This is a genomic window from Streptomyces sp. NPDC031365, assembly GCF_055569765.1.
The window spans coordinates 263,918-275,653 of the sequence record NZ_JBVIIM010000003.1; the positions used below are offsets into that span (position 1 = coordinate 263,918).

The following is an 11,736-nucleotide window of genomic DNA, read 5'->3' on the forward strand; positions in this document are numbered from 1 at the left end:
CTCTCCCCCCCCCCCTCCCCCCCCCCCCCCCCCACCCCTCCCCCCCCCCCCCCCCCCCCCCGCCCCCCCCCCCCCCCCCCCCCCCCCCCCCCCCCACTGCTGGTCAGGAGTCGACTGTGCCTGTCTACCCGGTCAGACCGTGACGGGGGTGCCGAGCATCGCGGAGGCGTGCTGCACCGGGCTGAGAATGCCCGCGGGCGCTGTCTCGGGAACGGCGCGGCAGGTGAAGCCGAGCTGAGCCATGGCCCGCAGGACCTCGGCGGCGCTGAAGTCACGACGGTCCTGGCGCGTGATGACCTGGCCGACCTGCTTGACGGGGTAGTGACGGCGGCCGATGATCACCGATTGACCGGTGGCCGGTTCGGGCTTGACGCCCTTCATCGATTCCAGCACGCCGCTCTTGGTGAGCTCGAAGGGGAAGCGGGCGATGACGCAGCGCATGTGGCCTCACAGAGAGAAGGAGAGAACGGTCCAACCAGGGCGAGGCGTTTCAGCGGGAGAGGGCGAGGATGCCCACGGCGCTGCCTTGCTCGTCGACCACCGGCAGGACACCGAGCCGACGGGCGCGCATCGCGTGCTCGGCTTCGGCCATCGTGGTCACGGGGGAGGCGAACGAAGCGTGGCCGCCGAGGATGTCGCGCACGCGGACACGGTCCGTGTAGTCGATGCTGTCACGGACGGCGGCGAGTTCGGTACGGGTGACCAGGCCGGTGCACTGGCCGTCCTGGTCGCAGACGACCAGTCGGACCGTGCGGGCGGCGGCCATGACGGCCAGCGCCACCTCGACGCTCATGTCGTCACAGACCTGCGGTCCGGCCGCGTCCATGACCTCCACCGCCGTCCTGCGCACGGAGTCGGCGTCCGCCGGGCGGGGTTGCGTCTGAACGAGCGTCAAAAGGTGCCTCCTGCAGGGATGGGCCGGCTTCCTGAGCACGAAGGGTCTAGGCCACCGCGCCGAAGCCGGACTGGCGTACGGGGGTGTGCCTGGACGCCGAGGCGGAGCGGCGGCGGCGGCCTCGGGAGGTGGCGCCGCGCTTGGGGCGTTCGGCCACCGGTGCGGTGATGACGACCGGGATGCCGGATGGGGCCTGGGCGCCGGTGATCCGGCTCAGGGCCTCGTCGCCCGAGCGGACCTGGGTGGTCTGCGGCCGGATTCCGGCGTCCGACATCAGACGGACCATGCCGCGGCGCTGGTTCGGCGTGACCAGGGTGACGACGCTGCCGGACTCGCCGGCGCGGGCGGTACGGCCGCCGCGGTGGAGGTAGTCCTTGTGGTCGGTCGGCGGGTCGACGTTGACGACCAGGTCGAGGTTGTCGACGTGGATGCCGCGCGCCGCGACGTTGGTCGCCACCAGCACGGTGACGTGCCCCGTCTTGAACTGCGCCAGCGTGCGGGTGCGCTGGGGCTGTGACTTGCCGCCGTGCAGCGCGGCGGCCCGCACCCCGCTGTTGAGCAGGTCCTGGGTCAGCCGGTCGACGGCGTGCTTGGTGTCCAGGAACATGATCACGCGGCCGTCGCGGGCGGCGATCTCGGTCGTCGCGGCGTGCTTGTCGGCGCCGTGGACGTGCAGGACGTGGTGCTCCATCGTCGTGACCGCACCGGCCGACGGGTCGACGGAGTGCACGACGGGATCGGTCAGGTAGCGGCGTACCAGCAGGTCGACGTTGCGGTCGAGGGTGGCGGAGAACAGCATCCGCTGCCCCTCCGGGCGCACCTGGTCGAGCAGCGCGGTGACCTGGGGCATGAAGCCCATGTCGGCCATCTGGTCGGCCTCGTCCAGCACGGTGATGCCCACGTGGTTCAGCCGGCATTCGCCGCGGTCGATGAGGTCCTTGAGCCGCCCCGGCGTCGCGACGACGACCTCGGCTCCGCCGCGCAGCGCGCCGGCCTGCCTGCCGATCGACATGCCGCCGACCACGGTGGCCAGCCGCAGCCGCACGGAGCGGGCGTACGGGGTCAGCGCGTCGGTCACCTGCTGGGCCAGCTCTCGCGTCGGTACGAGGATGAGCCCCAGCGGCTGGCGGGGCTCGGCACGCTGTCCAGCGGTGCGGGCGAGCAGGGCGAGGCCGAAGGCCAGGGTCTTGCCGGACCCGGTGCGCCCGCGGCCCAGGACATCACGGCCGGCCAGGGAGTTCGGCAGCGTCGCTCCCTGGATCGGGAACGGCACGGTCACCCCCTGCCTGCCGAGTTCGGCCAACAGCTGCTCGGGCATGTCGAGCTCGGCGAAGCCCTCAACCGCCGACAGTGCGGGGGTCATCGTCCTGGGCAGCGCGAACTCACCCTGCACGGCGGCGGGCCGACGGCCGTAGCCGCCGGAGCGGACGGGCCCGCCGGTACGACGCGGTGCCTTCGAGCCGTAGCCGCCGCCCCTTCCGGCGTCGGCACGGCCGTCACGGAAGCGGGCGGGGCGGTCGTTCGTGTACGTGCGGTTCATGCGGAACCTTCCTCGATGTGGCACATATCAAGGAATTCCCGTGCGATGAACGGCATGGAGAATTACAAGAATGGACCGGTGGCAAAAGACAGCAGATCTGGCCGGCGGAAACATCCGTGGGCACAGGCGCTGAAAAGGGTGACGCGATGGGGACCTTGCGATCCGGGCGCCGCCTGCGGTGCGGCGCTTCAGGATGCTTCCGCGTCCTGAAGGAGGAACCGCTTGTGGTGGTACTGCGGATTCCTCCGCGTATCCCGTAGGGGGGAAGCCGCTACGGGATACGCGTGCAGCTGGGGCCCGCACCCCGAAGGATGCGGGCCCCAGCTACGGATTGCGCGTGAGCGTCAGGCCGGAACGATGTTCTCGGCCGTCGGGCCCTTCTGGCCCTGCGCGATGTCGAAGGTCACCTTCTGGCCCTCGAGCAGCTCACGGAAGCCCTGCGCGGCGATGTTCGAGTAGTGGGCGAACACGTCGGCGCCGCCACCGTCCTGCTCGATGAAGCCGAAGCCCTTTTCCGCGTTGAACCACTTCACGGTACCAGCAGCCATGTCATATCTCCTTCGGGGCAGTGCATCGGCGTCCGCACCGTGCGGACGCCGTGTCGCCGCGATGATTACCCCGCCCGGAAATGACCGGAAATACAAAAGTGCTCCCGACCGGCAGAAGCCTGGATGGGGGCACTTGAAGTTCTGGGAACCACAACTGCAACTGAGATCGACAGTAGCACGCCGGAACGGCCCGTGTGCGTCGGATAATCCACTCTGCTCTTCGCGGCAAAAACTCCCGCAGCGCGGCCTCCTAAAATCTGACCCCTCGGGAACAGATATAGTGATTCACTTGGGGCACCGCCGTAGCGGACGGCCATACGACGGCCCGTCTCCCGGTGAACCGTCCCGCTTCCTGCCTCCCGGTCACCCCGAGGCCAGCTGTTCCGCTATCTCCTTGATCCAACCGCCGGCCTTCGCCGGGTCGTTGAGGGTGTCCGCCCACGCTTCCGGCTCCAGCCCGTGGTTGGCGGGGCCCGACTTGAGAGCGATGAGGAGGGCCCTCGCGGACTGCCTCATCTCGGCCGTCGTGTTGCCGCTGCCGGGAATGTCGGGACCTGCCGCCAGGGCGTAGATCTCGCGCGCCATGGCCTGGCGTTCGCCCTTCGACACCTTCTTCCAGAACGTCAGGGCATGCTGCAGCGATTCATTGCGGGATGCGGCCTTGGAGGGCGTCTCGCCCTCCGGCGCCCAGCGCTCGGGGTGGCGGACCTCTTCATAGCGCTTCGTGGCGGCGCGGAGCGCCTTGTACAGGGTGACGCCGAAGACCAGGCCGGCCCCGGCCCCGGCGAGGCCCCATCCGACCGGGTTGCTCGCCAGCCCGGCTGTTCCCGCCGCGACCGCCGTCACGACGCCGGCCGCGGCCTTGGTGGATTCGCCCACCGCGCCGCCGACCGTCTCCTTGCCGATCTTGGTGAGCTGCTTCTTCTTCGCGTACTCCTGCACCGTGCTCAGCTTTTCCACGTCCTTCTCCGCTCGCTGGAGGCTCTCGGCGGCGTCACGGGCTTCCCCCATCGCCTCCCAGGCGGCGTCGATGGCCTCGGAAACGAGCTCCAGCCGTCCCTCACCCTCGTGCTTCCAGTAGGCGTCCAGCGCGACGTACGCCTCCGCCGCGGCCCACTCGGCCTGCTCCCGCGACTCGTTCAGCCGGGCCAGTGACCCCGCGTGGACGAGATGGGGGTCTCCGAGCTCTTTCACCTTCTTGTACTTGCGTGCCGCTCCCCCGACGCGGAAGGCCGCCCGCACACCCTTGACCGCGCCGACGGAGGCGCTGGCGATACCGCTCGCCTCGGACGCCACCGCGGCGTCCGCCGCCTTCTGGATCTTGGTCACCTCCTTGGCGATGGCAGCGCTGTAACCCGCCGAACCGGCGGCGCCGACAACCGTGTCGGTCCCCTTGGTCTTGGCCTTCTTCTTCGCCGTGTGGTGGCCGGCCCCGGTCTCGTGCTTCTTGGCGTCCTTCATGTTCTTGTACGCGTCCATGCCACTGACCACGGTGCCGGCGGCCTCCGTGAGGAGGTTCCCCGACGCGGCGGAGGTCCCCGAGGCGGCGGCGGAGTGCTTGAGGCCCTCGTTGGCCGCGGCGGCTGCCTGCTGGGTGAAGCCCGCGTTGGTGGGGGTCTGGACACCCTTGATGAAGGTGTCGATGGGCTCGAGATTCTTCTTGAACCTGTCCAGGAGCCCGGCGATCCGGTCGCGATAGTCCTTCTTCGCTCCGGCGGACGCGCTGCCGTTCTCCGGCGCCTTCCCCTTGTCCGCGCCCCTGGCACGCTGCACCGCCGCGGTCGTGGCCCGGTTGCCGGCGCTGGACTGCATCCGGAGGAGGGCGTGCTCCACCGGGTTCCTGGCCGGACTCCCGGTCCGGCTCCCTTCCCGACCACGCCGGGCCGGCATCAGGACGGCCGCGGATGGCCGTGTCGAGGTGCGGTGGACCGGGGTGCTCATGGACATGCCTCTCCTGCTGCCGGACCGGGCGAGGCGAAGGTAGCCGGGCGCGGCCAACAGAAGGGGTGCCGTGGGGAAACTCTTCGGGGACGCTGTGGAACAGGTTGTGGCAGACCCGTCCCAGACGTGGGGCAGCGTCAGTCGATGCCTTCCCTCCAGCGCGGCGAGGCGCAGCTGGAGTCACACAGTCCGTTCGGGAATCGTCGGAAGAACCTTTTCGGCGAGGCCGAGGAGAGCGCTGTCGTCCGGGAGTGCTCCGGAGGTGCTCCACACGGTGATCTCGTAGTAGCCGCCCCGGTCTTTCCCCTCGAGGGCCACGGACAGTGTTCTGGCCAGGGGGCCCTGCTCGACCGGTCCGCCGGATCCGCCGCTGCCGAGATCGATCTCGAGCTTCATCGTGTGATCCGAGAAGAGGACCGCGGGCCGCCCGAGGACCGTGAGCGGCTTGACGTCCGTCTCCTCCCCGAACTCCATCAGTTTCACGTACTGGGCAATCGACAGCTTGTTGTACGTGGCTGAGACGTTCACGGTGTACGTGTCGAACTGGACCTCAGCCTCCGGCTGGGCGACCTTCCCGTCGGTCAGGGGAGCGGTGTTGCTGGTACCGGATGCCACGGTCGCGGTCTCCGCGGGCGTTCCGAGGAGCTGGGCCAGATCGGACCTGTTGAGCGCCTTGCACAGCTCGTCACCGGTCACGGCCTGGGGTGTCTTCCCGTAGGCGCTGGGCAGTTCCTCGCCTTCCCCGCTCGAACACGAGGCGGCCCGCGGCGTGCTGCCGTCGTCGGAGGGCATCAGACGCGGGCCCAGCCACAGTGCGGCTCCGAGTGCCGCGAACAAGGCCACGGCCGCGACGGCCTGGCCCCACGCGTTGGGTTCCTTCTCCGGAGCGGCCGGAGCGGGACGCTGCTCCGCCGGAGGCCGGGGCTGCGGCTGCGGCTGCGGCTGGACGGCGGCGTCGGGCACTGTCCCGTCCCCGGGGGCCGCCGGGCCGGGGTTCCGGCGTGCCCGCAGGGCGAGGACCACCATGTGGACGCGCACCGCGGTGAACACCAGGAACACCGCACCGATCCCGGCTGCCACCCATGAGGCATCGCGCAGGGCGAGGTACATGATGCGTACGCCGAAAACGGACCCGCCCACGATGAGCAAGGGTTCGCGGACCCAGAAGGGCAGGAGACGGAGAAGGAAACCGAGCATCCGGCGATCTCACCAGGACAAGATCACGTCCGCTGTGGTGGAAGCCACAGTTCCGGCTCGGGACTCAACCGTGATGCAACGGGCGCCCGTGACGTCCTCGAACCTCGTGAGCCGGGGACCGTCGACGCGGTCGGGATGCCGGGGCGGTCCGCCCGAACCGCGACGGGATCAGGAAGCTGGTCGAGGGACGGGGCGAGGAGAGCCCGCCGGAGAAGTCGGCGCGAGCGACGGGGCACGCGACGTCGTCGTCAGCGGTTCCGGTCCCGCCGGATGCACCGCCGCCCTCTGACTGAACCGCCCGCGCGAGCCTCGAGCCGCTCGCCTTGAGCAGCACGCCGTCATCGTCGGCATCGACCGCCGGCGCCGAAGCGGCTCGGCGCGACACGACACGACACGGTGCTCGCGAGCGTGTCGCGCCGTGCCGGGAGCGGTGGTCGCCCGTCCCGCGGTGCTTCGCGGTTCGCCGCGGGCACGGCGCAGGACGGTGACGCCGCCGGCGGTCGTGGATGTCCGGAAAGCGACTCGGTCACGTGGACCCGGTGCTCGTACGAGCGTGCGACGTCGCCCCGTGGCCCCCGTCCGGCGCCGGGCCGGGCGGTCCGGGCAGCCCGCTGAGACCGGCTTCCCGGACCGGATGCCCGAGGGCCGGCCCGTTGCTCTCACCGAGGAAGCCTCCCGACTGGTGCTGCCACAGTTTGGCGTAGGCACCGTTCGCCGCGAGCAGTTCCCCGTGGGTTCCCTGCTCGACGACACGTCCGCGGTCGAGGACGACGAGACGGTCCATGCCCGCGACGGTGCTCAGCCGGTGGGCCACCACGAGGGCCGTACGCCCGTCCATCAGCCGCCACAGGGCGTCCTGGACGAGGAGCTCGCTCTCCGAGTCCAGCGCGCTGGTCGCCTCGTCGAGCAGCAGGACCGGGGCGTCGCGCAGGATGGCCCTGGCGAGGGCGACGCGCTGGCGCTGCCCTCCGGAGAGTTTGACTCCCCGCTCCCCCACCAGAGTGGCGAAACCGTCGGGGAGCTGTTCGGCGAACTCCGTGACGTGCGCGGCCGCGGCCGCCGCGTGGATGTCCTCCTCGGTGGCGCCGGGCCGGGCGAAGGCGATGTTGTCCCGCAGGCTGCGGTGGAACATGGCGGGTTCCTGCGGGACGTAGGCGATCAGTGAGCGCAGGTCGGTCTGGCGCAGCCGGCTGATGTCCTGACCACCGATCAGGATGCGTCCGCCGTCGATGTCGGACATCCGCAGCAGAAGCCGGGTCAGCGTGGTCTTGCCTCCGCCGGACCTGCCGACCAGGCCGATCCGTGCGCCTGCGGGTACGTCCAGGTCAAGTCCCTGGAAGATCGGCTTCGCACCGGCGTGGGCGAAGGTCACCTCCTCGAAGCGGATGCCGGTGTCCCGCGGTGCGAGCGGTTCGGGTTCCGCCGGGTCGAGCACGGTGGGCGGATCCAGCAGCAGCTCGGTGAACTGCGCGGCCTCGGTCGTCGAGGTTTCCAGACGCCGGTAGATCTGGTTGAACTCGAACATGATCTGGGTCGCGTTGGAGTAGTAGGTGAAGGCGACGACGACCTCCTCCACACCCTGGCCCGAGCCGCCGAAGGCGATGGCGACCAACAGACCCAGCACGTTGGTCAGTACGGACATGGGGGCGATCAGGGTGTCGACGCGCAGATTGCCGTAGTCCCACGACTTCAGCGTCAGGTGCCGGGAGTCCGCGACGTGGCGGCGGTGTTCGTCGGCCTCACGCCGCTCGGCCGCGAACGCGCGGATGGTCTCCATGTTCGTCAGGCTGTCGGCGACGTGGCCGGAGACCCGGGCGATCGCCGCCTCACGGTCGTTGACGAGCCTCTGCCGACGACGGATCAGCGGTGTCGCGGCCACCACGGTCAGCGCGATCATCGCGAGTAGGCCCGCGACGAGCATCGGTTCGTAACTCCACAGCACCACGGCACCGAACATCAGGGGGACGAGGCTGCCCACGATCCGGTACGTCAGCGTGTCGACGAAGTCCTCGAAGCGCTTGCCGAAGCTCAGCACCCGTTTGGTCAGCGAGCCCGCGAAGTTGTCGTGGAAGAACGCCGCGTCCCGGGCGAGGAGTTCGTCCATGCCGCTCACGTACAGGTGTTCCATGCCGAGGGCGGCCACGCGGTTCAGGCAGTGCTGCCCGACCCGCCATACGGCCTCGGCGAGCAGCAGCGTCACGCCGAAGCCCAGCACGTACGGCAGCGCCGAGGCGAGGGTGAGACCGTCGTCGGCGGCGGCCTGCCCCGCCAGTTTGGCGATCAGCAGGGGGGCGATGTAGCGGATGCCGATGTTGCCCACGGCCGGCAGCAGCAGCGCGGGCACGGCGAGCAGTCGTAGGCGCAGCAGTTCCCGGCCGTAGTGACGCAGTGCCAGCACGACCGCGCTCCTGGCCGGCGTCGGCCCTCGCGTCTCTGTTGTCCCCATCACACTCCCGGTGGTTCGGAAGTCGGAAGTTTCCCGTCAGGGGAGGTTCTCGGTCCAGGCATTTACCGCGGACTGGCGAGAACCGGACACCGCTGCGCGCCGCGGAAGCTTCCGGCGGCGACCGGGCGGCGCGGTGAAGATCGAAGCTTTGCGGAGCGAGCCCGGTCAAACGACAGTTCGTGACGCACGTATTCGACCATCAGGCGGTCATCCCCGAAAACACCCCCTCGCGGGCCGATGCCGCCTGCCTACGGTTCCACCGCGGCCGGGGCGAGAGGCACCGCCCGTCGAGGCCGACGCAACCCACGAATCGACTGAAGAGGGAGACGTCCATGGCAACTGTGGAAGTGTCGCTGAAGGACATCATGACCGCCGTCGAAGGGGCCCTCGGAGCGGCCGTCGTCGACTACTCCAGCGGCATGGCCCTGGGGACACTGGGCGGGGGCAAGGACTTGGACCTCACCGTCGCGGCCGCCGGCAACACGGATGTCATCCGGGCCAAGGTGCGCACCATGGAACTGCTGGGCCTGACGGGCCAGATCGAGGACATCCTCATCACGCTCGAGAACCAGTACCACCTCATCCGGCTGGTCACCGGCCGGAGCGGCAACGGCCTTTTCCTGTACCTCGTGCTCGACAAGTCCCGGTCGAACCTGGCCATGGCCCGTCACCAACTCAAGCGCATCGAAGAGCAGCTGGAGGTGTGAACGAGCCGGGAACCCGGGCGACGCGCGCCCACGATATGAAGACTTCTTCACATCACCACATCAACATGGTCCCAAGCCGTGGATGCGCGCCGCACCGAGCAAGAAGGATCGGCTCCGAAGGACGGCACATCGTGCGGCGGCGCATCTCCGGGGGTGCCGCCGCACCTTGGAGAACATCCCCGATGCGGCAGGGAGTGCGCGCCCATGCAGGTCCCCCTCTACCAGGCCAAGGCGGAGTTCTTCCGCATGCTGGGACACCCTGTGCGCATCAGGGTCCTGGAACTGTTGCAGCACGGGCCCGTGCCGGTGCGGGACCTGCTCGCCGACATCGACATCGAGCCGTCCAGCCTGTCGCAGCAACTGGCCGTGCTCAGGAGGTCCGGCATCGTCGTGTCGGTGCGGGAGGGCTCCACCGTCCGGTACGCCCTCGCCGGCGGCGACGTCGCCGAGCTGCTCCGCGCGGCCCGCAGGATCCTCACCGAACTGCTGGCCGGGCAGAGCGAGCTCCTGGCCGAACTCCGTGAGACCGACTCGCCCGTGGCGTCGGTGCCCAGGAGCAGACGGGGCTGACGGGGCTGACGCCCTCCGGGGCCGTCAGAGGTCGCCGGGTGTGTCCAGGCCGGTCAGGGCGCCCACGGGGTCCGGGTCGGGGGTGCCACGGGGCCACCAGTCGTCGTGGCCCGGCTCGGACTCGTAGGCGTACCAGAGGTTGTCGCGGCCGAGGCGGAGCTGGACGTGACCACGGGGGTGAGTGAGGCGGTTGCGCCAGGGGCGGAAGGCGGGGAGGTCGGCGGCGAGGAGGAGCGGGCGGGCCCGGTCGAAGCGGCCGGCCGGCGGGTCCCAGGGCTCCTCGAGCACGGCGAGGCCCGTGGGGCCGCCCTGACGCCAGGCGGCGGCCCCACGGGCCAGTTCACCGGGGGCGCGGCCGGCGGCTCGGGAGAGGGAGGAGTACAGCGCGCGTGTCGCGGCGGTCAGGCCGGAACCCGGTCGGGCCGCGGCGAGACGCACCGCGTCGTGCCACAGGGGCAGACCGCCGACGGGATCGCGGCCGGTGGTGAGCAGGGCGTGGGCGCGGGCAGCGGCGTCGGTGGCGAGCTGGTCCAGCGCGAACGGGTCCGGCCCGCCGGGGGACGCCGGATAGACGGGCGGCTGCTCCGGGTGCGGTGGCGGCGGCAACGGGGCGGGGAGCGGGGGGAGTTCGCCGGCGGGGCGGGCGATGGCTTCGGCTGCCCGGATGCCGGGCAGGAGCTCGGGCTCCTTTCCCTGGGCGGCGCGGGCCGCACGGGCGGCGCTCAGCCGGGACAGCTCGTCGATCACCTCGCGCTCACCGCGTCCGCGCAGCAGGAGCAGCACGAACGGGTCGGCGTCGAGCAGCCGCGCGGTCTGGTAGCAGAGGGCCGCGGCGTGCTTGCAGGGGTGCCCGGAGTCGGGGCAGCTGCATCGCGGGTCGAGGTCTCCGGGGCCGGGCAGCAGGGGGATTCCGCAGTCGGCGAGGGACTGGGGCATCTCCTTGTCGAGCAGTGCCGCGATGTGTCCGGGCCGCTCGGCGGCGGCGTCCAGGAACCGCTCCCAGTCGGCCTCCCCGAACGTCCGCAGCCGCACCTGCACGCGGTAGGGCCGGGGACGGCTGCCCCGCACATACGCCAGGACCAGCCCCGGCGTGACGGTGATGGCGTCGACATGCCCCTGCCCGGCGTACCCGCGTCCACGCGCGAGCCGCGCGGGGTCCAGCGCGCCGTCCTCCAGCGCGGTGACCCACGCCCTGCCCCACCACGTCCCGGCGAAGCCCTCACCGTCGGCGGCGCGTGGAGGGAAGGCGGGGAAGGTACGGCGCAGGTCGCCGTCGCGGGCGGGGGCGGCCATGGAGCCGGGTGTGGCGTGCGGGGTGTGGCCCGTCGCCGGCAGTACGGGGCCGGGGGCGGTGCCCCCCGCGGGGGCGGGCGGCCCGGGCGGAACGGGAGCGGCCGGGACCTCACGGCGCGCGCCGGCGCCGGAGCCCTGCTCCGGGCGGGCGTCGTCCGCATCGGCCGGCATGCTGAAGGCGTCGTCGAGCGCCGCCCGTACCTCCCGGACCCGCTCGTCGGCCGTACGGTCGCCGCGCGTGGTGCGGGGGACGCGAGGCGCGGGCGGCGCGGCGCGGCGTCGTACGGCCCCGGTCCGCCCGGGCCGGTCGTCATCGGCCTGTGCGCGGGCACGCTCCGCTTCCGCACGCGCGGAGCGCAGGGCCTCCCGCGCCACGTCCCCGGGGCGGCGGGCCGGGCGGGCGGCATCGTCCGGGGCGATGTCCGCCGCGGACCCGGACGTCGCGGGAAACGAGTTCTCGGAAACGGACGTCACCCCGCCGGCGCGGATACCCCCGGGCGCCACGGCCCGCCCCGCGTCCTCGGCGGAGGGCCCCGCTTCGTCATGTACCACCTGGCTGCCGGAAGGCCCACCTCGACCGCTGACCACGTGCGCCGCGG

The 11,736-nt window shown here is 71.3% G+C and carries 10 protein-coding genes; 2 read left to right on the top strand and 8 right to left on the bottom strand.

All coding sequences use genetic code 11. The annotated features are described in order from the left end of the window. Positions 1-132 precede the first annotated feature (132 nt). The 7 genes from ACZ5C2_RS06500 to ACZ5C2_RS06530 all read right to left on the bottom strand — a co-directional run bounded on the left by ACZ5C2_RS06500 (position 133) and on the right by ACZ5C2_RS06530 (position 8,567). A complete protein-coding gene (locus tag ACZ5C2_RS06500) occupies positions 133-441 on the bottom strand; it encodes an SCO5918 family protein (protein WP_468787217.1) in 309 nt (102 codons plus the stop codon). A gap of 49 nt (positions 442-490) precedes the next feature. Next, positions 491-895 (bottom strand): CBS domain-containing protein, encoded by a 405-nt coding sequence (locus ACZ5C2_RS06505; RefSeq protein ID WP_468787219.1) that lies wholly within the window; start codon positions 893-895, stop codon positions 491-493. 46 nt (positions 896-941) lie between these two features. Next, on the bottom strand, positions 942-2,435 hold the full coding sequence (locus ACZ5C2_RS06510) for a DEAD/DEAH box helicase (protein WP_468787221.1): 1,494 nt from the start codon (positions 2,433-2,435) through the stop codon (positions 942-944). 344 nt (positions 2,436-2,779) lie between these two features. Then, on the bottom strand, positions 2,780-2,983 hold the full coding sequence (locus ACZ5C2_RS06515) for a cold-shock protein (protein WP_023586116.1): 204 nt from the start codon (positions 2,981-2,983) through the stop codon (positions 2,780-2,782). 363 nt (positions 2,984-3,346) lie between these two features. Then, positions 3,347-4,816: a hypothetical protein gene (locus tag ACZ5C2_RS06520; protein WP_468787223.1), complete on the bottom strand. Its 1,470-nt coding sequence runs from the start codon at positions 4,814-4,816 to the stop codon at positions 3,347-3,349. A gap of 288 nt (positions 4,817-5,104) precedes the next feature. Then, positions 5,105-6,121 carry a DUF6215 domain-containing protein gene (locus ACZ5C2_RS06525; RefSeq protein WP_468787225.1) on the bottom strand — a complete coding sequence of 339 codons (1,017 nt, stop codon included), beginning with the start codon at positions 6,119-6,121 and terminating at the stop codon, positions 5,105-5,107. Between the two features lie 526 nt (positions 6,122-6,647). Next, positions 6,648-8,567, bottom strand: a complete 1,920-nt coding sequence (locus tag ACZ5C2_RS06530; protein ID WP_468787227.1) for an ABC transporter ATP-binding protein — start codon at positions 8,565-8,567, stop codon at positions 6,648-6,650. A gap of 332 nt (positions 8,568-8,899) precedes the next feature. Here ACZ5C2_RS06530 and ACZ5C2_RS06535 point away from each other — a divergent pair, with 332 nt between their 5' ends. Both ACZ5C2_RS06535 and ACZ5C2_RS06540 read left to right on the top strand, forming a co-directional pair. Then, positions 8,900-9,274, top strand: coding sequence for a roadblock/LC7 domain-containing protein (locus tag ACZ5C2_RS06535; protein ID WP_468787229.1), 375 nt, complete (start codon positions 8,900-8,902; stop codon positions 9,272-9,274). A gap of 204 nt (positions 9,275-9,478) precedes the next feature. Continuing rightward, the gene (locus tag ACZ5C2_RS06540; protein ID WP_468787231.1) at positions 9,479-9,844 is read left to right on the top strand and encodes an ArsR/SmtB family transcription factor; all 366 of its coding nucleotides are present in this window, start codon (positions 9,479-9,481) and stop codon (positions 9,842-9,844) included. A 24-nt stretch (positions 9,845-9,868) separates the two neighbouring features. Here ACZ5C2_RS06540 and ACZ5C2_RS06545 read toward each other — a convergent pair whose 3' ends face one another. After that, entirely contained in the window at positions 9,869-11,641 is a 1,773-nt protein-coding gene (locus ACZ5C2_RS06545; protein WP_468787233.1) for an SWIM zinc finger family protein, read from the bottom strand. Positions 11,642-11,736 lie beyond the last annotated feature (95 nt).

Bases quoted from the DNA above. Each gene is read 5' to 3' on its own strand.
- ACZ5C2_RS06500 (WP_468787217.1), bottom strand. From the start codon at position 441: ATGCGCTGCGTCATCGCCCGCTTCCCCTTCGAGCTCACCAAGAGCGGC.
- ACZ5C2_RS06510 (WP_468787221.1), bottom strand. From the start codon at position 2,435: ATGAACCGCACGTACACGAACGACCGCCCCGCCCGCTTCCGTGACGGC.
- ACZ5C2_RS06515 (WP_023586116.1), bottom strand. From the start codon at position 2,983: ATGGCTGCTGGTACCGTGAAGTGGTTCAACGCGGAAAAGGGCTTCGGC.
- ACZ5C2_RS06525 (WP_468787225.1), bottom strand. From the start codon at position 6,121: ATGCTCGGTTTCCTTCTCCGTCTCCTGCCCTTCTGGGTCCGCGAACCC.
- ACZ5C2_RS06530 (WP_468787227.1), bottom strand. From the start codon at position 8,567: ATGGGGACAACAGAGACGCGAGGGCCGACGCCGGCCAGGAGCGCGGTC.
- ACZ5C2_RS06535 (WP_468787229.1), top strand. From the start codon at position 8,900: ATGGCAACTGTGGAAGTGTCGCTGAAGGACATCATGACCGCCGTCGAA.
- ACZ5C2_RS06540 (WP_468787231.1), top strand. From the start codon at position 9,479: ATGCAGGTCCCCCTCTACCAGGCCAAGGCGGAGTTCTTCCGCATGCTG.